General features: G+C 69.4%; 19 protein-coding genes. 11 read left to right on the top strand and 8 right to left on the bottom strand.

The genetic code is table 11. The annotated features are described in order from the left end of the window. Window positions 1-428: 428 nt before the first annotated feature. Window positions 429-689, bottom strand: a complete 261-nt coding sequence (locus ACWD38_RS00970) for a Prokaryotic metallothionein (RefSeq protein WP_246456792.1) — start codon at window positions 687-689, stop codon at window positions 429-431. 214 nt (window positions 690-903) lie between these two features. Here ACWD38_RS00970 and ACWD38_RS00965 point away from each other — a divergent pair, with 214 nt between their 5' ends. After that, complete coding sequence (locus ACWD38_RS00965) at window positions 904-3,903, top strand: alpha-mannosidase (RefSeq protein ID WP_450123043.1); 3,000 nt, start codon at window positions 904-906, stop codon at window positions 3,901-3,903. A 483-nt stretch (window positions 3,904-4,386) separates the two neighbouring features. On the opposite strand, the gene ACWD38_RS00960 is transcribed toward ACWD38_RS00965, so the two are convergent. Further along, window positions 4,387-5,502, bottom strand: a complete 1,116-nt coding sequence (locus ACWD38_RS00960) for a peptidoglycan recognition protein family protein (RefSeq protein ID WP_184479314.1) — start codon at window positions 5,500-5,502, stop codon at window positions 4,387-4,389. Window positions 5,503-5,699: 197 nt separating this feature from the next. Here ACWD38_RS00960 and ACWD38_RS00955 point away from each other — a divergent pair, with 197 nt between their 5' ends. Then, the gene (locus tag ACWD38_RS00955; protein ID WP_184479313.1) at window positions 5,700-6,515 is read left to right on the top strand and encodes an NAD-dependent epimerase/dehydratase family protein; all 816 of its coding nucleotides are present in this window, start codon (window positions 5,700-5,702) and stop codon (window positions 6,513-6,515) included. A 109-nt stretch (window positions 6,516-6,624) separates the two neighbouring features. After that, complete coding sequence (locus ACWD38_RS00950) at window positions 6,625-6,933, top strand: DUF6221 family protein (protein ID WP_184479312.1); 309 nt, start codon at window positions 6,625-6,627, stop codon at window positions 6,931-6,933. An 11-nt stretch (window positions 6,934-6,944) separates the two neighbouring features. Here the strand turns inward: ACWD38_RS00950 and ACWD38_RS00945 are convergent, their stop codons facing one another. Together ACWD38_RS00945 and ACWD38_RS00940 are read right to left on the bottom strand one after the other, a co-directional pair. Continuing rightward, the gene (locus tag ACWD38_RS00945) at window positions 6,945-7,205 is read right to left on the bottom strand and encodes a DUF3040 domain-containing protein (RefSeq protein ID WP_184479311.1); all 261 of its coding nucleotides are present in this window, start codon (window positions 7,203-7,205) and stop codon (window positions 6,945-6,947) included. A gap of 951 nt (window positions 7,206-8,156) precedes the next feature. Continuing rightward, window positions 8,157-9,032, bottom strand: coding sequence for an NmrA family NAD(P)-binding protein (locus tag ACWD38_RS00940; protein WP_450123042.1), 876 nt, complete (start codon window positions 9,030-9,032; stop codon window positions 8,157-8,159). 57 nt (window positions 9,033-9,089) lie between these two features. Between ACWD38_RS00940 and ACWD38_RS00935 the strand changes: the two genes are divergently transcribed. The 3 genes from ACWD38_RS00935 to ACWD38_RS00925 all read left to right on the top strand — a co-directional run bounded on the left by ACWD38_RS00935 (window position 9,090) and on the right by ACWD38_RS00925 (window position 12,862). Then, a complete protein-coding gene (locus ACWD38_RS00935; RefSeq protein WP_343071386.1) occupies window positions 9,090-9,386 on the top strand; it encodes an ArsR/SmtB family transcription factor in 297 nt (98 codons plus the stop codon). A gap of 213 nt (window positions 9,387-9,599) precedes the next feature. Further along, window positions 9,600-11,255 (top strand): alpha-amylase family glycosyl hydrolase, encoded by a 1,656-nt coding sequence (locus tag ACWD38_RS00930; RefSeq protein WP_221315814.1) that lies wholly within the window; start codon window positions 9,600-9,602, stop codon window positions 11,253-11,255. 233 nt (window positions 11,256-11,488) lie between these two features. Further along, window positions 11,489-12,862 (top strand): MFS transporter, encoded by a 1,374-nt coding sequence (locus ACWD38_RS00925; protein WP_450123041.1) that lies wholly within the window; start codon window positions 11,489-11,491, stop codon window positions 12,860-12,862. 118 nt (window positions 12,863-12,980) lie between these two features. On the opposite strand, the gene ACWD38_RS00920 is transcribed toward ACWD38_RS00925, so the two are convergent. Further along, window positions 12,981-14,000, bottom strand: a complete 1,020-nt coding sequence (locus ACWD38_RS00920; RefSeq protein ID WP_184479306.1) for a LacI family DNA-binding transcriptional regulator — start codon at window positions 13,998-14,000, stop codon at window positions 12,981-12,983. Window positions 14,001-14,146: 146 nt separating this feature from the next. Between ACWD38_RS00920 and ACWD38_RS00915 the strand changes: the two genes are divergently transcribed. Genes ACWD38_RS00915 through ACWD38_RS00895 form a run of 5 tightly spaced genes read left to right on the top strand, consistent with a single transcriptional unit; the run spans window position 14,147 to window position 18,805 of the window. Then, on the top strand, window positions 14,147-15,286 hold the full coding sequence (locus ACWD38_RS00915) for a cupin domain-containing protein (protein ID WP_184479305.1): 1,140 nt from the start codon (window positions 14,147-14,149) through the stop codon (window positions 15,284-15,286). Beyond that, window positions 15,279-15,998: an alpha/beta fold hydrolase gene (locus ACWD38_RS00910; protein WP_450123040.1), complete on the top strand. Its 720-nt coding sequence runs from the start codon at window positions 15,279-15,281 to the stop codon at window positions 15,996-15,998. Before ACWD38_RS00915 ends, ACWD38_RS00910 begins: the two co-directional genes overlap by 8 nt. Window positions 15,999-16,018: 20 nt before the next feature. Continuing rightward, the gene (gene hisD / locus ACWD38_RS00905) at window positions 16,019-17,317 is read left to right on the top strand and encodes a histidinol dehydrogenase (RefSeq protein ID WP_450123093.1); all 1,299 of its coding nucleotides are present in this window, start codon (window positions 16,019-16,021) and stop codon (window positions 17,315-17,317) included. Then, window positions 17,304-18,071, top strand: a complete 768-nt coding sequence (locus ACWD38_RS00900) for an SDR family NAD(P)-dependent oxidoreductase (protein WP_184479302.1) — start codon at window positions 17,304-17,306, stop codon at window positions 18,069-18,071. The genes hisD (ACWD38_RS00905) and ACWD38_RS00900 overlap by 14 nt, the downstream gene beginning before the upstream one ends. Beyond that, the gene (locus ACWD38_RS00895; protein ID WP_450123039.1) at window positions 18,068-18,805 is read left to right on the top strand and encodes an HpcH/HpaI aldolase family protein; all 738 of its coding nucleotides are present in this window, start codon (window positions 18,068-18,070) and stop codon (window positions 18,803-18,805) included. The genes ACWD38_RS00900 and ACWD38_RS00895 overlap by 4 nt, the downstream gene beginning before the upstream one ends. 69 nt (window positions 18,806-18,874) lie before the next feature. Here the strand turns inward: ACWD38_RS00895 and ACWD38_RS00890 are convergent, their stop codons facing one another. The 3 genes from ACWD38_RS00890 to hisD (ACWD38_RS00880) are packed head-to-tail and all read right to left on the bottom strand — an operon-like array spanning window position 18,875 to window position 22,222. Further along, window positions 18,875-19,669: a nitrilase-related carbon-nitrogen hydrolase gene (locus ACWD38_RS00890; RefSeq protein WP_450123038.1), complete on the bottom strand. Its 795-nt coding sequence runs from the start codon at window positions 19,667-19,669 to the stop codon at window positions 18,875-18,877. A gap of 22 nt (window positions 19,670-19,691) precedes the next feature. Continuing rightward, on the bottom strand, window positions 19,692-20,891 hold the full coding sequence (locus tag ACWD38_RS00885) for an ester cyclase (RefSeq protein WP_184479299.1): 1,200 nt from the start codon (window positions 20,889-20,891) through the stop codon (window positions 19,692-19,694). Then, complete coding sequence (gene hisD, locus ACWD38_RS00880; protein ID WP_184479298.1) at window positions 20,888-22,222, bottom strand: histidinol dehydrogenase; 1,335 nt, start codon at window positions 22,220-22,222, stop codon at window positions 20,888-20,890. The genes ACWD38_RS00885 and hisD (ACWD38_RS00880) overlap by 4 nt, the downstream gene beginning before the upstream one ends. Window positions 22,223-22,274: the final 52 nt, after the last annotated feature.

Here is a 22,274-nt window from a genome sequence, read left to right as displayed (position 1 = left end):
AAGCGGTGGTGACCCGGTCCGCGACCCGGTGTGGGCGCCACGTTCAGCCGTTGTCCCTAGGGCTGACGAACAGAGCGACGACTCAGCTCTGACCGCGACGGGCGGCTGAGCTCAAGGCATGCGAGTGGGGGTGTCGCATCACGGTGCGAGCCCGGCCCATCTCTCGTGCCATGTCACCCAGCCAACGAACCAGACCTGCCATTTCGGCGTCCCTTCACACGTAGTGGTCCAGCCGCCACCGCCCGTTCAGGGTTCGCGGACTGGTGTGCCCCCGGGTGAACGTGCGGTGCCATCCCCGTAGTCGTCACTGGTGAGCGCCGTGTTTCACCCATGAGGTCACGAACGCATAACGACCGATCCGGAAGGTGGGTTTACCCGCCCGAAGACCGGATGAAACGTTTCACCAACCGCACGCAGCACCCACACGATCACACCGGGTGACTGCCCACCGCATCGCGGATCTCCGAGACCATCGACATCCCCGACTCCCGCGCGCAATGCGCACAACAGAAGAACCGGCCACTGACCTCCACACCATGACCCAAGATGCGACACCCGCAGTGCTCGCACTGCGGAGCCAACCGCTGCGCCGCGCACTCGAACGAATCGAAGGTGTGCACGTTCCCGCCGGTCGTGTGCACCTCGAAACTCATCCAGTACTCGTTGCCGCACACTTCACAGGTCGCCATGACACGCCTCCGCACACACAGGGGAAATGACTTTCAACGAAGGCCCCAGCATGCGGCGACCCGCACCCCCCGGCAACCGCACCAGCCACCCATGACCTGCAGCGATACCCCGCCCTGCTCGGTTGGGGGCTGCCCGCCGCCACACCGCTGTGCCACGATGATCGACGCTTCCGAAGTGGTCTGCACCAACCGGTCGGCTTCCAGGGGAGAACACATGCACGACGATCGCGCCGTAGTGGAAAAACGACTCGACCGAGTCCTCACCGAACGCCTGCACCCCGCCGTGCACGCACGGACCCACCCCCTCGACATCGCCGCATGGCACGTCCCCGGAGAACCCGTCCCCGCCACCCACGCCCTCCACGCCACCTACAACCCAGTCCAACCCGGCCAACCCTGGGGACCACCCTGGGGCACCACCTGGTTCCGCATCTCCGGCACCATCCCCCACGACTGGGCAGGACACCCCCTCGAAGCCGTCATCGACCTCGGCTTCGACCTCGACCGCCCCGGATTCCACTGCGAAGGCCTCGTCCACACCGCCGACGGCACCCCCCTCAAAGGCCTCAACCCCCGCAACACCCACATCCCCGTCGACGCCGAACCAGGACAACAACTCCTCTGGTACGTCGAAGCCGCCGCCAACCCCCTGATCCTCGGCGACGACGGCTACCGGCCCACCGCACTCGGCGACCCACCCCCATGGCTCGACGGACGCCCCACCACCGGACAACCCCTCTACCAGCTCACCCGCGCCGACCTCGCCCTGCGCGACCTCCACACCTGGAACCTCGTCCACGACACGGAAGTCCTCGCCCAACTCATGCGCGAACTACCCACCGACTCACCACGCCGCCACGACATCCTCCGCGCCCTCGAACGCATGCTCGACCGACTCGACCTCCACGACGTGCACACCACCGCACCCGCCGCCCGCGCCGAACTCACCACCGCCCTCGCCGCACCCGCCCACACCAGCGCCCACCGCCTCAGCGCCGTCGGCCACGCCCACATCGACTCCGCCTGGCTGTGGCCACTGCGAGAAACCATCCGCAAAGTCGCCCGCACCGTCGCCAACGTCACCGCACTCATGGACGAACACCCCGACTTCCGGTTCGCCATGTCACAAGCCCAACAACTCGCCTGGCTCAAAGAACACCAACCAGAACTGTTCGACCGAGTCCGCCACCACGTCCGCACCGGCCAATTCATCCCCGTCGGCGGCATGTGGGTCGAATCCGACACCAACATGCCCGGCGCCGAAGCCATGGCCCGCCAATTCCTCCACGGCAAACGCTTCTACCTCGACGAATTCGGCATCGACACCCCAGAAGTGTGGCTACCCGACTCCTTCGGCTACAGCGGCGCACTCCCACAACTCGTCCGGCTCTCCGGATCCCGCTGGTTCCTCACCCAGAAGATCTCCTGGAACCAGACCAACAAATTCCCGCACCACACCTTCCAATGGGAAGGCATCGACGGCACCCGCGTGTTCACCCACTTCCCACCCATCGACACCTACAACTCCGAACTGTCCGGAGCCGAACTCGCCCACGCCTCCCGCAACTTCGCCGAACACGGCCACGCCACCCGATCCCTCGTCCCCTTCGGCTACGGCGACGGCGGCGGCGGACCCACCCGCGACATGCTCGCCCGCGCCCGGCGCCTCGCCGACCTCGAAGGATCACCCACCGTCCAGCTCGACTCACCCGCCGAATTCTTCGCCGCCGCCGAAACCGACCACCGCGACCCCGCCGTCTGGTCCGGCGAGCTCTACCTCGAATTCCACCGCGGCACCTACACCTCCCAAGCCCGCACCAAACAAGGCAACCGCCGCAGCGAACACCTCCTGCGCGAAGCCGAACTCTGGAGCACCACCGCCACCGTCGCCCTCGGCCGCGACTACCCCCACGAACAACTCGACGCGCTCTGGAAAACCGTCCTGCTCCACCAATTCCACGACATCCTGCCCGGATCCTCCATCGCCTGGGTCCACCGCGAAGCCGAACAGACCTACCAACGCGTCGCCGCCGAACTCCACGAACTCATCGACCAAGCCCAACGCGCCCTAGCCGGACCCGGCACCGACCCCATCACCTTCAACGCCACACCCCACACCCGCGACGACATCCCCGCCCTCGGCGCCGGCACCCCCACCCCCGCAGCAGCCACCACCGCCACCGAAAACCCCGACGGCACCCTCGTACTCGACAACGGACTCATCCGCGCCACCCTCGACCACCGCGGACTGCTCACCACCATCACCGACCTCACCACCGGCCGCGAAGCACTCCCACCCGGCCACCCCGCCAACCTCCTGCAACTGCACCCCGACCACCCCAACGCCTGGGATGCCTGGGACCTCGACGAGTTCTACCGCCACCACAGCCACGACCTCACCACCACCGACCACCTCACCCTCGACGGCACCACCGCCGTCATCCACCGCACCTTCGGCGACTCCACCATCGAACAACGGATCACCCTCCACGGCCGCAACATCGAATTCCACGCCGACATCGACTGGCACGAAACCGAAAAAATCCTCAAAGTCGCCTTCCCCCTCGACGTCCACGCCGACCGCTCCGCCGCCGAAACCCAATTCGGCCACGTCCACCGCGCCACCCACACCAACACCTCCTGGGACGCCGCCAAGTTCGAGATCTGCGCCCACCGCTGGCTGCACGTCGGCGAACACGGCTACGGCCACGCCCTCGTCAACGACTCCACCTACGGCCACGACGTCACCCGCGACACCCGCCCCGACGGAGCAACCACCACCACCGTCCGCCTCTCCCTGCTGCGCGCACCCCGATTCCCCGACCCCGACACCGACCACGGCCGCCACCACCTGCGCTACGCCCTGGTCGTCGGCGCCGACATCGGCGACGCCGTCCGCGAGGGCTACCGCATCAACCTGCCCCCACGCGAAATCCCCGGCTCCGCCCACATCACACCCCTGGTCACCCTCGACTCCGACGCCGTGATCATCGAATCCGTCAAACTCGCCGAAGACCGCTCCGGCGACGTCATCGTCCGCCTCTACGAATCCCGCGGCGGACGAGCCACCACCACCCTCACCCCCCACTTCGACACCACCGCCGCAACCCGCACCGACCTGCTCGAACGGCCGACGGGGGAGACCTGGCACGAACCCCGGCCACTGCGACTGCGCCCCTTCGAAATCGTCACCATCCGCTTCACCCGAACCTGACCCGAAACAGAGGAGTCCGCATTCGCCGCACCACGCGAATGCGGACTCCCGCATTTCCACCACCCGCACCCGACCCGGCCGACGGTTGCCCCGAACCAGCGAAATCAACCGAACGCCACCCGGAAAAGACCAACCACACCATTCCTCGACCGAACGGACCATTGCCGAAACCGACCCCGCGATGAAAGATTCCCCAGCACCGGAGACACCCGCCACCCACCGGACCAGGACACGACACCACGTCCCCCGGCCCGGTAACACCCCACGGCACAACCCCGCACAGCCGGGTGAAACACCGCCCGCTCCTCTGATCGCCGCCGCGCCCCGCAACACCGAAGTGCGCATGATTGCCGGTGCGCACCCGACCCGCCCCGGCGGGCCGACACCAGCGCACCGGTGCCGCCGGTCCCGCACCGACGGCGCGAAAGAAAAAACGGGGATCGTCCGAGCCGCCACATCGGCTCGGACGATCCCCGCCCCACATCACCCCAACAACCGCAACCACGTCTCGCGATCGCACACCCCGCTCACCCGCAACCCCCGAGACGCCTGGAACTCCCGCACCGACCCCGCAGTGCGCAACCCGAACCGATCCCGCTCACCGGAATGCGCACCCCGCGCCGTCAACAACACCTGCACCGCCCGCACCGCATCACCCGACGCATCCACCCCCAGCACCGGCACCAACCGCGCCCAATCCGACCCGCCGAACACATCCGGCTCAGCCACCCGCGACGCATAGCACGACGGCCCCGCGACACCCCGCTCACGCCGGAACCGCGCCACCGCATCCCCGGTCACCGCATCGAACACCCCGTTGACCACCACCTCACCCGCACCCCGCGCACGCAGCAACAACTGCAACGCCGACACCACCGGACCCGCCGCCCCCGGACGCAGCAACGGCCACACCACGGGCTGCACCACCGCACCGCCCGTCGCCGAACCCACCGCCGACCGCAGATCCGGCAACCGCGCGTAGAGCACATCACCAGGGCACGCCGTCGACATGAAATCCCGATGCCCGTAGATCGCGCCCGCCTCGATGCCGTACTGCGACACCATGTACGAGCACAACTCCACCAACGACTCCCACAACGCGCCCGGAACCGACGCATCCGTGTAGGTGCCCTCGTTCTCGATCCCCAGCGCCACGTCGTTCTGCTCACCCGCATGCGCACCCAGCACGTGCTGCGAACCGCCCTGCAACGCCGCGAGGCTCTTGTGCCTGCCCTCGGTCAGATGCCCGCCCCGGCTGTTGGTGAAGTTCTGCCCCGTGTCGATCCAGCCGTTGGAGTCCATGTGGAAGTCCTGGATCTGCCGGGACAACGCGAACGCGTGCGACTGCGACGTGTCGGAACTGTTCCCCGTCGCCGTGTGATGCACGATGATCTTGCTGGGCTTCGAATCGAGAACATCGATGCTCCCGTTGGCACTGCGGGCGTCCCACGCCCCCGTACCCGAGATCGACGGCGCCGCGAACCCGCGCGCGGAACGCGAACCCGCCGCGACCGCGGGCGCCCCCAGCGCCCCCGCAGCGGTCACGGCGAGCCCGGCGCTCAACAGCGCGCGGCGGGCCAGTTCAGGATGACGCGACATGAATTCCTCCCAGTGCGGTTCTCGATCGTGCTGGTGAACCTAAGAACCGCAGCGTGCCCGCAGCACCCACACGATGTGAATTCCTGGCTAAAACCCGCCATCAACCGTTGCTCACCCACCGTGATGTTGTGGGGTGATCTTCACACCCGCCGATGGGTACCGTCGGACGGTCACCCCAGAACCCGCGGAGGTAACCCGTGTTCGTGGCAGTCACCGGCGCGCAAGGCGTCGTCGGACGCGCGGTCGTCGCAGCCCTGGCCCACGCCGGGCACCGGACCCGCCCCATCGACCGCATCGCCACGACCGACCCCGACGTGGTCATCGCCGACGCCTGCGACTACCCGCGACTACGCGACGCCCTCGACGGCACCGACGCCCTCATCCACCTCGCGGGCATCCCCAACCCGCACGCCGCCGACGCACCCACCGTGCACAACACCAACGTCGTCGCCGGCTACAACGCGCTGCACGCCGCCGTCGAATGCGGCATCACCACCGTCGCGCTCGCATCCAGCATCAACGCCCTCGGCGGAGCCTTCAGCCGACGAGCCCGCTACGACCGATTCCCCGTCGACGAACAGCACCCCACCTACAACGAAGACCCCTACAGCCTCTCGAAGTGGATCGCCGAAGCCCAAGCCGACAGCGTCGCCCGCCGCCACCCCCGCATGACCATCGCCAGCCTGCGCCTGCACGGCGTCACCGAATCCCGCGACACCGCCCGCACCCGGCTCGGCCCCGCCGACTCCACCATGGCCATCAACCACCTGTGGGGATACGTGCGCGCCGACGAGGTCGGCCGCGCCTTCGAAGCCGTCCTGCACGCCACCTGGCAGGGACACGAGGCGATCAACATCGTCGCCCCCGACACCATCAGCGACCAGCCGTCGCTCGACCTCGCCCGGCACCACTGGCCCGACGTCGAACTGCGCGGCGACCTCCCCGGCAACCGCGGCTTCTACGACTGCGCCAAAGCCCGCCGACTGCTCGGATGGGCCCACACCGCAACATGAACGCCCCGCCTCACGTCACGCCGCACCGCCCACCGCGTCCCCCTCGGAGCGGGCCGATACCCGGCCCCGCACGGCGGGCGACGCCGCGCACCAGCGGTGGGGGACAGTGATGAACCGCTTCGCCGAGTTCCTGCGGCGCCAGATCGACATCGACCTGGAACTGCTGCGCTGGGCACGCGAGGACATGGAGGCGGGCACCACCGCCCGCTGCGGCGGCAGCGTGTTCCGCGGGTTCCGCGAATGCGAGCTCAAGACCCGCCTGCTGCGGCTGCACCAGCACTGCGGCGCAGGCAACGGCCCCTGCGACGAGCTCGGCCAGACCTACCCGCCGGAGGACGAGCGCGGCTGCACCACCCGCGCCCTGCTCGGCCTGCCCTACTCCGACCGGCCCGGCTACCGCGCGCGCTGGCGCCCCTGAACGGCGCGGGGTCAGGCGGTCAACAACCGCCAGCCGCCGCCCGCCAGCAGCAGCGTCGCCAGCAGGCCCGTGAGCAGGAACCCGGCGACCTCGCCGAGCAGCATGCACAGCACCGCGACCACCACCGCCACGATGCCCAGCACGACCCGCACGCCCGGCCGGGACCTCTCCGGCAGCTCCGCTTCCCGCAGGCGATGGGCGAAATCAGGGTCCTGCAAGCTCAGGCCCTTCTCGATCTCCGCGATACGGCGACGTTCGTGCCTGGGCAGCATCCCTCGACCTCCCTGCAGTGGACTGGTGAGGGAGTACCCGGAGCCACGAGATCGCTACACCCCCTGCGCGAGGAACGCCAACCCCCGAACAGGGGACACCGGCGAGAGCCGGGCGGAGGTCGGGGAGAGGGGAGCGGAGGCGGCGAAGAGCTGTCAGGGCGACCGTCGGGGCTGGGCAAGGCGGTCTGGGCGGGCGAGGAGTGCTGGCGATGGCGGCCTCGCCGGCTGCCGGAGATCGGGGAGCCCGGCGTGGTCGACCTGGGCGGCGAGCGCGGACACCTCTCAAAGTTGATCAATGCGGATTGGTGGATAACGTTGATTATCCACCAAATGGAGAAGGGGATGAGGGGCTCCCGCCCGGGGGACCTGTTCGCCGCTGCCGGTACTCCATCGCCACGGCGCCCGTTTCGCGCTTCGACGTTCGCGCCTCGGCATCGCGATCACGCCGTGGTGCCGGGCGGCTCACTTGGACGGCTCGTCGGCGCCGCCGGTCCTTGATCCACGACGTCCTTGTGGATCTTCAGCGGCGCCGGAACGCCTTGCCCGCCAGTGCTCCACAGCCCCTGCGAACGTAGAGAAACGTCACTGTGACGGAAACAGGAAGGGCAAGGGGACGCGCAGGTCAAGTGGGGTATCCGGGCCGGAGCGGCACGACGGTGCACTTGGGCGCTCACGGCGACGCTCACAGTCCGGCGCCATGGCGGTCCGGCCCGCACGACGTCCGCCGCGGCGCCCGCCGTCGCGGACGAACGGCACGCCGCAGCCGAGCCGGCGCCGGCGCCTCGACGGTCGCCCGAGCCCTGCCGGACGGCCGTCGTCGGAACGGTCGTCCGGTGCGGCCGACAGGCGGATTTCAGCCCCTCTCGCCCCGATGATCCCAGGTCGACGAAGTGCCGATAATCTACATTATGTCAAGTAATGGAGATCAGGCCGCGCTTCCCCTCCCCGCGCCTACACCTCGAAGTACGACTTCACCGGGGCCAGCAGCTGCTCGCGGTGCTCGGTGAGGAACGCCTCGATCGACCGCGGCGGCTTCCCGGTGAGGTCGGCGACCGCCGTGGTGACCTGAGCGAGCGCGCCGTCGGTGACGAGTCCCGCGAGCTCGACGAAGTGCCGCACGTACGACTCCGGCATCCCCCGGTCGATCATGATCGGCGCGAGCTCGTCGAGTCCGGGATGCACGAGCTCGATCTCGCGGTCCAGGGTCGTCGAGAGCGCGGCGGTCAGTTCCGGCGCGGTCAGCGCCGCGGGGCCGGTGAGGTCGTGCTCCCCTCCCCTGGGCGCCGCGCCGGTGAGCACCGCGAAGGTGCTGTCGGCGACGTCGCGGGCGTCGACGTGGGCGATCTTCCCTCCGAAGGGTTCGAAGAACCGGCCTTCGGGGGTGACGCTGGAGATCCCGCGCACGAGGTTCTGCATGACGGTGTTGGGCCGCAGCACGGTCGCGGCGAGCCCGGAGTTCGCGAGGTGGGCTTCGATCGTGGCGTGGGTGCCGAACGGCATGGGGCCGCCGGTCCGCGTGCCCACGGCGGAGATCTTCACGACGTGCTCGACCCCGGCGGCCGCGGCGGCGTCGATCGCGGCGCGCTGCTGGGCGATGACCGGCTCCTCCTCCGGGTAGGGCCCGGCGGTGTTGAGGAAGAGCTGGTCGACGCCGTCGAACGCCGCGGGCAGGGTCGCGGGGTCGTCGAGGTCGCCGAGGACGACGTCGGCTCCGGGGATGGTGACGCCTTCGCGGCGCACCAGGGCGCGGAACGGCACGTCGTGGTCGGCGAGCAGGCGGGCGAGGGCTCCGCCGATGGTTCCGGTGGCTCCCGTGAGCAAGAGCATCAACGGCCTACTTTCATCGATGAACGTCGAACATAGATGAACGCTACACTTCTCGGCGTGCGCCGACTCGACCACCCGAAACTCGACGACGTCCCGCTGGCCAAGGCCCTGTCCGCGCTGGGCGATCCCGTCCGGCTCGCGATCGTGCGCGGGCTCAGCGACGGCGAGGAGCACCAGGGAGCGCAGTTCGAGGTGCAGGTCTCGCAGTCGACGTTGAGCCACCACTTCACGACGCTGCGCGGCGCCGGCGTGGTGTTCATCCGGCCGGAAGGCACCCGCTGCTGGCATTCGCTGCGCCCGGAGTTCGAGCAGCGCTTCCCCGGGCTGCTGGCCGCCGTTCTCGCCCAGGACTGAGCCGGGCCGTTTCGAGTTCCGGACAAGCCCCTTCCGGGGTGGTCCGCGTGGGGAAGCATGGTCCTGCTCCCCCAGCGGCGTTGCTCCGCGCGGCGGAGCCGGTGCGGATCGGTGGGACGGACTTCGCGCCGCGTGTTCCGCTCCGGCCGCGGAATGCGTACATTGATCCACTCTGCATACGTAGTCAACTGCTGATCGGCGGGAGTGGGTCACATGGTGGTGTCCAGGCGATCGTTCATGCTCGGGACGGGTGCGGCGCTGACGGGGGTGGCGTTCGCGCCCTCCGTGCTCGGCGCGCCGGGAGCGTCCGCGGCCGGGGGCACGCCCTCGTGGCTGGCCGACTCGGTGCTCTACCAGCTCTACCCGCAGAGCTTCGCCGACACCGACGGCAACGGCATCGGCGACCTGCGCGGCATCATCGAGCACCTGGACCACCTGCAGTGGCTTGGTGTCGGCGCGATCTGGGTGAACCCGGTGTTCCCGTCGCCGCTGACCGATGCGGGCTACGACATCTCCGACTACACGGGCGTGCACCCGCGCTACGGCGACGAGCAGGACGTGGCGGAGCTGGTGGAGCAGGCGGGCCGGCGCGGCATGCGGGTGCTGTTCGACCTGGTCGCGGGCCACACCTCCGACCAGCACCCGTGGTTCTTGGATTCGTTGCAGAACGACCAGGACCACAACTACATCTGGGCGACGCCGGAGCAGCTGCCGGAGGACGGTTCGCTGCCGGAGGAGTTCGTGGCCTCCCCCGGTCCGCGCCAGGGCGCGTTCCGCAAGAACTACTACGACACCCAGCCGGCGATCAACTACGGCTACGCGCGGATGGATCCGGCGGAGCCGTGGCGCCAGGGCGTCGACGACGAGGGTCCGCGGCGCAACCGCGAGGCGATCTTCCAGGTGATGGACCACTGGCTGCGGCTGGGCATCTCGGGGTTCCGGTGCGATCTGGCGGCCACGCTGGTCAAGGACGACCCGGGCTGGGTGGAGACGAGCAGGTTGTGGGGCGAGCTGCGCGAGCGGGTCGCGCAGAGCCACCCGGAGGCGGTGCTCATCTCCGAGTGGGGCGACCCGGAGACGTCGGTTCCGGCCGGTTTCGACGCGGACTTCTACCTGCCGGTCAACGGTCCTGGTGATGGGGCGCCGTGGAAGTCGTTGTGGCACGAGAACCCGTTCTTCGGTGCTGAGGGCACCGGGACGGCGAAGATCTTCGTGGACGCCTTCACGACGGCGACGGAGAAGATCGGGCCGGGGCGCATCATGCTGCCGACGGCCAACCACGACAGCGCGAACCGGCTCAACGACGGGGTGCGCACGCCGGAGGAGCTGCCCGTCGCGTTCGCGTTCCTGCTGACCTGGCCGACGGTGCCTTCGCTGTACTACGGCGAGGAGATCGGGATGCGGATGATCGAGGACCTCCCGGAGGTCGAGGGCAGTGCGGGTCGTCAGCGCAACCGCACGCCGATGCAGTGGAACGACGGTCCGAACGCCGGGTTCTCCAGCGCTGCGGCCGAGGACCTCTACATCCCGATCGATCCGTCGGAGGATCGGCCGAACGTGCAGGCGCAGCGGGACGATCCTGGTTCGTTGCTGCACTTCGTGCGGCGGCTGCTGGCGTTGCGCAAGCAGCATCCGGAGCTCGGCACGCAGGCCGGTGTGGAGGTGTTCTCCGACGGTTATCCGCTGACGTACCTGCGCGGGGGTCGTTTCCTGGTCACCGCGAATCCGCGGCGGGAGGAGGCGGCGGTGACGGTGGCCGATGAGCGGCTGGCCGGGGCTCGTCCGGTCGAGGACAGCGGTGTGCGGGTGGAGGGTGAAGTGATCACGGTGCCGGGGTTCGGTTACGCGATCTTGGACTTGCAGGGCTGAGCGGTGCGTGGGCGGCCCGTGTCGCGGGTCGCCCACGGCTTGGTGGGTTTCGGGCCTTGCGCTGGTGCGCACGGTGGACGCAGGCTGCGCTTTTCTGCGTGCTCGGTGTCGTGGCGTGGTGGGTCGGTCGGTGGTCGGTGCTTCTTGACGCCCTTGGTGGCGGAAGCTAGCCTCCGACAACCTTCATACGTATGCATAAGCGTGCACTGGGGCCGCGACCACTGGAGATGCCCATGTCCATCGGAGTACCGGGATCACCCGCTCCTGCCGCTGCGGCGGAACCGGAGCAGACGACGAAGAAGAAGATCCGCCGGGCGGTCTACGCCGGCGGTGTCGGGAACTTCGTCGAGCAGTTCGACTACGGCCTCTACGGCTACATGGCGCCGATGCTGGCTTCGTCGTTCTTCCCGGGCGGCAACAGCGCGGCGGCGGTGATGAGCACGTATGCGGTGCTGGCCGTGGCGTGCGTGTTCCGCCCGTTGGGAGGCACGCTCGTCGGGCGGTGGGGTGACCGGGTGGGGCGCAAGAAGGCCTTGCTGTGGACCATCATCATGATGGGCGTGTCGACGGCCCTGATCGGTGCGCTGCCGACGTACCAGCAGGTCGGGTTCTTGGCTCCGCTGCTGCTCGTGGTGATCCGGACGTTCCAGGGGATGATCTCGGGTGGCGAGTACGTGGGTGCGGTCGCGTTCATCGTGGAGTGGGCGCGGCCGAACCAGCGCGCTTACTACACGTCGTACGCGTCGAACAGCTGCTTCCTGGGCATCTTGTGCGGTGCGGGTGTGGCGGCGTTGACGAGTGCGGTGTTCGACCCGGCGCAGTTGGAGTCGTGGGGTTGGCGGATTCCGTTCTTGGCGGTGCTGCCGCTGTCGGCGGTCGGGTTGTGGCTGCGCAGCCGGATCGAGGAGACCCCGGAGTTCATGCGGGAGACCGAGGGCGGCACGAAGATCGTGAAGGCGCCGGTGCGGGAGGCGCTGCGGGAGCAGTGGCGGCCGATCCTGGTGTTCTGCGGTGCGTCGATCATGTTGGCGATCTTGTCCTACACCTGGGTGACGTACTACCCGGAGTACCTGGTCAGCGAGCTCGGACTGACGAGGTCGCAGGCGTTGTTGTCGAACTTGATCTCGGTGGCGGTGCTGATGCCGCTGTTGCCGTTGGCGGGCAGGCTCTCGGACCGGATCGGGCGCAAGCCGATGCTGATCACCGGTGCCCTCGCGTGCATCGTGCTGGTGCCGGTGGCGTTCGCGATCGGTGAGCAGGGCGGTTTCGCGTCGGCGGTGTGGAGCCAGTTGGTCTACATCATTCCGGAGTTCTTCTTGACCGGGATCGTGACGACGTGTTCGGCGGAGCTGTTCGCGACGCGGACGCGGTTCAGCGCGAGCGCCATCGCGTACAACAGTTCTTTCTCGGTGTTCATGGGGGTGACGCCGTTCGTCGCGGCGTTGCTGGTGAGCACGTTCGGCACGATCTACGCGGTGTGGGCGTACTTGGCGGTGGCGGCGGTGCTGGCGCTGGTGGTGATCACGGTGTTCATGAAGGAGACCTACCGCAGCGATCTCGGTGCGGACAAGTTCGCCAAGGAGGAGCTGGTCGGGTCCGGCCGGTAGGCCGGGTGTGCGTTCGGCGGCTTCCTCGCCGCGGGGTCGTTCTCGGTTGTGGCTGTGCCCCAGGCGGGAGGGCCCTGGCGAGGGGGCCGCCGAGTGCTGTCCGGGGTGGGTGGTGCGGTCAGACCCGCCAGGCTCGGCGCAGGGTGGGTGGTGCGTGGGTGCCGCGGCGCACGAGTTCCGGGGTGAAGGCGACTTGGCGGGCGGATCGGTCGGTCTCGCCGGTGAGCCGCTCGACGAGCAGGCGGGCGGCGGCTCTGGCCATTTCGGGGAGGTCGTAGCGGATCGTGGTGAGCGAGAACGCTTCCCAGGAGGCCATCGGCAGGTCGTCGAAGCCGATCAGGGTGAGGTCGTCGGGGATGCGGAGTCCTTCGCGCAGCGCGGCGTTGTAGGCGCCGATGGCGACGACGTCGTTGCCGCAGAACACGGCGGTGAGGTCGGGGTCGGCGTCGAGGAGTTCGGTGAGTCCTCGGTAGCCGGTGTCGAAGTCGTAGGGTCCGCGGCGGATGCGGGCGGCGGGCAGGGTGATGCCGGCGTCGGCGAGTCCGCTGACGAAGCCGTGTTCGCGGTCGCGTCCGGAGCTGGTGTCGGTGGAGCCGCCTAGCAGGGCGACGGTGCGGTGTCCCAGTTCGGCGAGTTCGGCGGCGACGATGCGGCCGCCGCGTTCGTTGTCGACGACGGCGGAGTCGGCGCCGTCGCGTCCGTCGATGCGGTTGAGGAACACGAAGGGGACTTGTTTGCGCCGCAGGGCGTCGGGCAGTGCGGAGCCGGTGGTGGCGGTGGTGAGCACTGCGCCGTCGATGGAGTGGTCGAGCAGCCGTTCGGTGGCGAGGGCGTCGTCGGAGCGTTCGGTCAGCAGCATCATGCGGTAGCCGCGTTGTTCGAGTTCGTCGTGCAGCGGGCCGACGAGGTAGGGGTAGAACGGGTTGGCCAGGTCGCTGACCAGCACGCCGATTCGGCGCGTGGAGCGGGTGGAGAGGCTGCGGCCTGCTTCGCTGGGCACGTAGTTGAGCGCGTCGGCGGCGTTGCGGACGCGTTGTTGCGTCGCCTCGGACACTCGCGGGTCTCCGCGCAGGGCGCGCGAGACCGTGGCTTGCGATACCCCGGCGAACCTGGCGACATCATGACTCGTGATCGACATTCGACCTCCCGGTATACGGATTCTAGTCGGGTGCGCGCGGGATGATCTGGACGGTTCGGGGAGTGCTTTCACCTGCGGGGCTCATTGACCGGCAAGGGGCCCGATGCTGTAATGCATACGTAGTCATCGAATGCGGAGGTGCACGGATGCAGCAGGGACCGGTACGGGTCAACGAGGACGAGATCGCGCGCAGGACGATCCGGCGCAGCGATTTCGTGTCCTGCGACCAGGCGTTCATCGACTGCCGCACGCCGGGCTCGGAGCGCAAGGAGAACTACGCGATGATCGGGCCGGGGGTGTCGCAGAACTCCAAGCAGGTCATCAACCTCCGCGAGCCGCACGGCTACAACATCGGCGCGGCCGCGATGCCCAACGGTGTGGTGAACAACCTGCACCTGCACTTCACCGCCGAGGTGTTCCTGTGCTTCCGCGGCGAGTTCCTGCTGCGGTGGGGTTCAGACGGCAACGAGGGCGAACTGGTGCTGCGGGAGGGCGACATCGCCTCGATCCCGACGTGGATCTTCCGCGGGTTCACCAACATCGGCCCGGACGACGGGTGGCTGTTCACCTCGCTCGGCCACGACGACACCGGCGGCATCATCTGGGGCCCCACGGTGCTGCGCGACGCCGCCGGGTACGGGCTGCACCTGACCGAGGACGGGCGGCTCATCGACACGGTCGCCGGGGACGAGCCGCCGGAGGACGTGGAGCTGGTGCGCCCGATGGCGGAGCCGGACCTGGCGCGGTTGCGGTCGTTCTCCGCGGAGAAGATGCGGCGGCGCGTGGTGACCCAGGACGACCTGGAGTGGTGCTCGCAGCCGTTCCTGGACTCGGTGGTCACCGGGGGCGGCGCGGAGCTGGCGCTGGTCGTCGGGTTCGGCATGACCGAGGACCTCGACCAGGAGCCGCGGATCTTCAACCCGCACGGGCACAACATCGCGTGGCTGCGCGCCGAGCCGGGCGCGGGGATGCTCGGGCACCGCGTGGAGCAGACGCAGGTGCTCATGGTCAAGGACGGGCGCTGGGAGGTCACGCTCAACGACCACGAGCCGGTCACGGTGGAGCTCGGCGAGTGGGACATGCTCTCGGTGCCGCCGGGCGCGTGGCGCAGCATCCGCAACGTCGGTGAGGGCACCGGCAAGCTCGTGGTGATCAACTCCGGGGACGGGCGGGTGCGCGTCGACTGGGACGAGGAGGTCGTCAAGGCCGCCGCGGACGCCGGGTACTCGATCGATCACAACGGTTACGTGGCGCCGTACGCGCTGGTGCCGCGCGCTCGTGGCTGATCCGACGGTGGTGCTGGTGCCCGGCATGCTCTGCGACGCGGCGCTGTGGGCGCCGGTCGAGGGCGCGCTGGGGTTGCCGGTGGTGCACGCGCGGATCGACGCGCCGAGCATCACCGGCATGGCCGAGCAGGTGCTTGCGGCCGCGGACGGTCCGCTGCTGGTGGCCGGGTTGAGCTTGGGCGCGATCGTCGGGTTCGAGGTCGCGCGGCTGGCTCCGCATCGGGTGGCGGGTTTCGCGGCGTTGGCCACCAACGCCGCCGCTCCCCTGCCGGCGCAGCACCAGGGGTGGTCGCGGATGGCTCGGCGGACGCGGGCGGGTGATTTCGCCGGTGTCGTCGAGGAGGTCCTGCCGAGCATGTACTCGCGGCCGTCGGAGGCGGCGGCGCGGGAGTTCCGCGGGATGGCCGAGCGGATCGGTCCGCGGCGGTTCCTGGACCAGCTGGCCGCGCAGGGCACTCGGGTCGACGCGCGCGGGGCGCTGGGGTCGGTCCGGGTGCCGTCGTTGGTGGTGGGCGGTGTCGAGGACGCGTTGTGCCCGCCGGAGTTCCACCGCGACATCGCGGCGCGGTTGCCCGGTTGCGAGCTGGAGTTGGTGGCGGGTGCGGGGCACCTGCTGCCGTTGGAAGTTCCTGAGGTCATCGCCGGGTTGCTGGCCGGGTGGGTGCGCCGGTGCGCTCCCCCTGCGGCGGCTCGGGGTTCGGCCGCGAATTGAGGAGGACGACGTTGTCCGAAGTGATCAAGGGTGCGGTGGCGAAGCCGACCGCGACGGAGGATTCCGCGTTGCGCGATCGGGTTCGCGGGATCATCGATGACATCCGGGACCGCGGTGACGTGGCGGTGCGGGAGTACTCGGAGCGGTTCGACGGGTGGAGCCCGGAGTCGTTCCGGCTCTCGCCGGAGGAGATCGAGCGGATCGTGGCGACGGTGCCGCAGCAGGTGCTCGACGACATCCGGTTCGTGCAGGAGCAGGTGCGGGGTTTCGCCGCGCACCAGCGGGAGTCGTTGCGCGATGTCGAGGTGGAGACGTTGCCGGGGGTGCGGTTGGGGCATCGGCACGTTCCGGTCGGTGCGGTGGGTGCGTACGTGCCGGGTGGGCGGTATCCGCTGACGGCGTCGGCGCACATGACGATCGTGACGGCGAAGGTCGCGGGTGTGCCGCGGGTGGTGGCGGCGACGCCGCCGATCCGCGGTGAGGTGCCGGCGGCGACGGTGGCGGCGATGCACTTGGCGGGGGCGGATGAGATCCACCTGCTGGGTGGTGTGCAGGCGGTCGCGGCGATGGCGGTGGGCACGGAGTCGGTGGGTTCGGTGGATCTGCTGGCGGGGCCGGGCAACGCGTATGTCGCGGAGGCGAAGCGGCAGTTGTTCGGTGAGGTCGGGATCGACTTGTTCGCGGGTCCGACGGAGATCTTGGTGATCGCCGATGAGCACGCGGATCCGTTCGTGGTGGCGGTGGATCTGCTGTCGCAGGCCGAGCACGGGCCGGACTCCCCTGCGGTGCTGGTGACGACGTCGCGGTCGGTGGCGGAGGCGGTGATCGAGCACGTGGAGAAGTTGCTGCCGGGGATGCCGACGGTGGACTTCGCGGGTCCGGCGTGGCGTGATCACGGTGAGGTGGTGCTGGTGGAGTCGGTCGACGAGGCGTTCGAGGTGGCCGATTCGTACGCGAGTGAGCACGTGCAGGTGCTGACCGAGCAGCCGCGGTTGGCGTTGGAGCGGATGCGCGACTACGGGGCGTTGTTCTTGGGTGAGGGCACGTGCGTGTCCTACGGGGACAAGGTGATCGGGACGAATCACGTGCTGCCGACGAAGGGCGCGGCGCGCTACACCGGCGGGTTGTGGGTCGGGAAGTACTTGAAGACGGTGACGTACCAGGAGGTGACGGATCCGGTGGCGAGCGCACAGCTCGGTGCGGTGTGCGGTCGGGCGGCTCGGGTGGAGTTGTTCGAGGGGCATGCGCGGTCCGGTGATGTGCGGGCGGCGAAGTTCGGTGACGCGGCGTTGGAGTGGGCCGATCATGTCCGCGGCTGAGCTGGCGGGGCGCACGGCGTTGGTGACCGGGGGCGGTAACGGGCTCGGTCGGGCGATGTGCCGGGCGTTGTCGGCCGAGGGTGTGCGGGTGATCGCGGTGGGGCGTACGCGCGGGTCGTTGGAGGAGACGGTCGCGGGGTTGCCTGGTGCGGGGTTGGCGGTGACCTGTGATGTCGCTGATCCGGATTCGGTGGCGGAGTTGGCGGGGCGGTTGGCCGGTGAGGAGGTGTCGGTGTTGGTGAACAACGCCGGTGTCGCCGGGCCGGTGGCTCCGTTGACGGAGGTGGAGCCCGCGGAGTGGGATGCGGTGTTCGCGGCGAACGTGCGCGGCACTTTCCTGATGTGCCGGGCTTTTCTGCCTGCGATGACGGCGCGTGGTGCGGGTGATGTGGTGAACGTGGCGTCGGTGTCGGGTAAGCGGCCGTTGGCGCGTCGCACTCCGTACTGCGCGTCGAAGATGGCGGTGCTGGGGTTGACCACGACGTTGGCGGCGGAGGTGGGGCCGTTGGGGGTTGCGGTGAATTCGTTGTCGCCGGGTCCGGTGGAGGGGCCGCGGATGGAGCGGAATTTCCGGTTGGAGGCGGAGCGGACGGGGACGTCGGTGGCGGATGCGGAGGCGGCGTTCGTGTCGCGTGCGGCGTTGGGCCGGATGGTCACCGAGGACGAGGTGGGTGCGGCGTTGGTGGCGATGTTGCGGATGCCGGGGTTGTGCGCGGCCGATGTGGATCTGTCGGCGGGGATGGTGGCGCGATGAGGTTGAAGGCGAAGTTGCGTTCGGGTGCCCGGTTGCGCGGGGGGATCCTGCGGTTGCCAGCGGAGATGCTGGTGGAGTTGTCCGGGGTCGCGGAGCTGGATTACGTGCTGGTGGATTGCGAGCACGGTCCGGCTGATCTGGTGGTGTTGCAGCAGCACATCGCGTTGGCGCAGGCGCATGGCGTGCCGGTGCTGGTGCGGGTGGGGCGCGGGGATGCCAACCAGGTGCTGCGGGTGCTGGATCTGGGTGCGGAGGGCATCGTGGTGCCGCACGTGGAGTCGGCGTCGGAGGCGCGGGAGGTGGTGCGTTCGGCGCACTATCCGCCGCGTGGTGAGCGGGGTTTCGCGACTTACAGCAGGGCCGGTCGTTTCGGGGCGGTGTCGGCGGCGGAGCACCTGGATGCGGCGCGGGACGTGCTGGTGATCGCGATGGTGGAGACCGCGGCGGGTGTGGAGAACGCGGCGGAGATCGTGGCGGTGGACGGGGTGGATGCGGTGTGGGTCGGTCCGGCCGATCTCGCGGTGTCGCTGGGGGTGCCGCCGGGTGATGCGGCGGTGTCTCGGGCGAAGGAGCAGGTGCACTCGCGGGCGCGGGAGGCGGGTGCGGCGGTGATGAGCATCGTGTCGAGCGCGCGGGCGGGTGCGGTTGAGGACGCGGATTTTGTGGTCTACAACGTGGCGCACATCTTGTTGGACGTGTTCCGGTCGTTGCGGGCGGGTTCTGAGCCGGGTTGAGGTGGCATGGGAAACGGCCCATCGGATCGCGGGGAGCGTTCCGGTGGGCCGTTTTTCGTTGTGTGCGGGTCAGTAGAGCTCGGGCCGTCTGTCGGCGAACAGGTCGGCGTGGGGGGTGAGGCGTTTGTCGCGGGAGGCGTGCAGGTCGAGGTCGGTGCAGGCGGTGTCGGTGGTGTCGGTTTCGGCGCTGACGCGGCCTTGCTGGTCGATGATGGCGGTGCCTTCGGTCCAGTGGGTGCCGCGTTCGGTTCCGGTGCGGTCGCAGCAGGCGATGGCGAGGTGGTTGACGCGGGCGGCGGCCATGGCGATGACGACTTCGGGGGCGCGTTCGCCGGCGGGTCGTGGCAGCAGTGGCCAGTTGGTGGGTACGGCGAGCAGGTCGGCGCCGTGGAGGGCGAGTTTCCGGGTGAGTTCGGGGAATTCGAGGTCGTAGCAGATGAGCACGCCGATGCGGCCGTGTGAGGTCTTCAGCACGGGTGGTGGGGTGTCGCCTGGGGTGAACAGGAGTTTTTCCTCGTCCCACAGGTGGGTTTTGCGGTAGACGGCGATGAGTTCGCCGTGGTCGAGGACGGCGGCGCTGTTGTAGAGGTGTCCGTCGGGTCCGCGTTCGCAGAATCCGCCGACGACCACGGAGTGCGGGGCGGCGCGGCCCCATTCGGTCAGCAGTGGGTCGTCGGTGTCGATGGCGACCGAGCGGGCTTCGGCGGTCGAGTTGAGCCGGTAGCCGGAGGTGACGAGTTCGGGCAGGACGATGACGTCGGCGCCGCGCGCGGCGGCCCCGCGCACGGCCGTTGCCGACAACTCGCGGTTGTGCGGCAGGTCGGCCACGCGCGGGGCCAGTTGGGCGCAGTGCACCCGGGTCATGGTCGCTCCGGGTGTCGTGGGTTCATCCGAGTTGCGCCGGGGGTTCGTCGGCGAGCAGTTGGGCGAGGACGTCGAATTCGTTGAACAGCGACCATTCTTCGACGATGCGTCCGCCGGAGAAGTACAGCTGGGACATGCCCCACAGGTGGGCGCGGCGCCCGGTGGGGGTGCCGTAGAGGCCGTAGCCGCGGTGGGTGCCGGTGCCCGACCAGCGCACCGAGACGCTGTAGCCGTCGGTGTCGTTGCCCATCCAGTACACCTCGTCGACGGCGACGCCGAGGTCGGGGAAGGTGGCGAGCAGGGAGCGGGCCATCCCGCGCACGTCGGAGCGGTTGCGGCCGGTGCGGTTGGTGGTGCCGTGCCAGCGCACCGCGTCGGCGTAGACGCGGTCGAACATGCTCAGGTCGCGGCGGTTGTAGACGTTGTGGAACAGGGCGCGCACGGTCTGCTCCACGTCGAACGCGCCGGTGGGCAGCGGCATCGTTTCGGGTTTGCGGCCGCCGGTGAGGCGCAGTGGTTCGCTGAACTGGCGGGCGGTCAGCGGGGCGATGCCGCCTTCGTTGCCGTAGGTGCGGGCGGCGTCGACGACGTTGACGCCGAGCTGCTGGAGCTTGGCGGCGGTGTTGTAGAGGACCCACTCCTCGTAGATCTCGTTGTCGCGCACGACGCAATTGGCCATGACCCAGGTGTCGAGCTTGCGGCCGGTGGGGGGTCCCCAGCGCCAGGGGCCGGTGTGGTGGCCGATGTTGATGGCGCGGTGAGAGGTGACGAACCCCTGGTCCTGGTCGCCGGCCCAGATGACGTCGTCGGCGTAGTGGCGGCAGTCGGGGAAGGCGTTGATGGACTGCATGGTGCCGTCGACGAGTTGCTCGACGCCGTAGGAGTAGCCGTTGTCGCCGTGCAGGCGGCAGCCGGGGCTGTAGGTGTCGTAGATGTAGCCGACGTCCTGGTCTTCCCAGATGCGGTGGGTGATCCGCACGATGTAGTCGACGATGTCGGTGTAGGTGTCTTCGAAGCCGCGCATGGGTTGCCTGCGCTCCCCCGCCACGCGTGCCGGTTCGTCGGCGCCGTGGCCGGAGTCGACGCGGATGGCGTGGTCGGTGGGCATGGTGCGCGCGGGCGCGTGCATGGTGCCTTCGGGTGCGCCGCGGCCGGTGGCGCGGGGCGCGGCGGCCACCTGGGCGGCGGTGTCGGTGGTGTGCTCGTCGGACTTGCCGCTCATTTCTGGGCTTTTCCCTTCTGGTGGCGTGCGGTGCGGATCGTGGCGGTGGCGCGGTGGGCGGCCATCTGCTCGTAGTCGGAGATGACCTCGACGGCGTCGGCGAGCCGGGGTGTGGCGTGTTCGGCGACGCGCTGGTAGGTCAGCGGTTTGAGGAACCGCGACACCGACAGGCCTGCGCTGTGCTTGGCGCCGCCCGCGGTGGGCAGGACGTGGTTGGTGCCTGCCATGCCCTTGTCGGAGTAGGCGACGGTGGACCAGGGGCCGAGGAAGATGGAGCCGTAGTTGCGCAGCGCCCGGTGGTAGTGCTCGTCGTCGGCGGTGATGACTTCGAGGTGTTCGGGGGCGAGGTCGTCCATCAGGGCGATGGCGGTGTCGGTGTCGGCGGCCCAGGTGACCGAGCCGTGGTCGCGCCAGGCGGGCCCGGCGATCTCGGCGGTGGACAGTGTTTCGAGTTGGCGTTCGACTTCGGTGATCACGGCGTTGCCGAGGGTTTCGGAGGTGGTGATCAGCGCTGCCGGGGAGTTCACGCCGTGTTCGGCCTGGCCGAGCAGGTCGGCGGCGACGAGTTCCGGGTCGGCGGTGTCGTCGGCGAGCACGGCCACTTCGGAGGGCCCGGCGAGCAGGTCGATGCCGACGGTGCCGAACAGTTGGCGCTTGGCTTCGGCGACGAACGCGTTGCCGGCGCCGACGAGGACGTCGACGGGGCGTTCGCCGAGGAGCCCGAACGCCATCGCCGCGAGTGCTTGCACGCCGCCGAGGACGTAGACGTGGTCGGCGCCGGCGAGGTGCGCGGAGTAGAGCACGGCGGGGTCGGGGGTGCCGTCGCGGCCGGGTGGCAGGCAGGCCAGGACGGTGTCGACTCCGGCGACCTTGGGCACGCCGACGGTCATGAACGCGCCGGCGGTCAGGGGGAATCGTCCGGCGGGCAGGTAGGCGCCGACGCGTTGCACGGGCACGTAGCGGTGGCCGGTGATCAGGCCGGGGGCGAGTTCGGTTTCGAAGTCCTGCAGGTGGGCGCGTTGGGCGCGGGCGAAGGCGCTGGTGCGTTGGGCGCCGAGTTCGAGCGCTTCGCGGTGGGCCGGGGTGAGGCGGTCGCCGCTGTGGCGGATGGTGGCGGCGTCGAGTTCGACGGTGGGGTCGGTCCAGCCGTCGAGTTCGCGGGCGTAGCGCAGCACTGCGTCCATGCCGTCGCGTTCGATGGTGGTGAGCATGTCGGAGACCCGTTGCACCACGGCCGGTTCGCGTTGGGCGGCGGGGCCGTCGTGGGCGGGTGCTTTGAGGATGCGGTGGGAGCCGCCGAGTTCGCTGAGCAGGGAGGGGGCGAAGCGCATGGCGCGAACACTACGAACCGCCCTGGCACAGGACAAGATGAGAAGTTCCTGC

The sequence above is a fragment of the Saccharopolyspora sp. NPDC002578 genome, assembly GCF_053592695.1.
The sequence above is the reverse complement of the archived record's forward strand: the minus strand, read 5'-3'. Positions and strand labels throughout refer to the sequence as shown.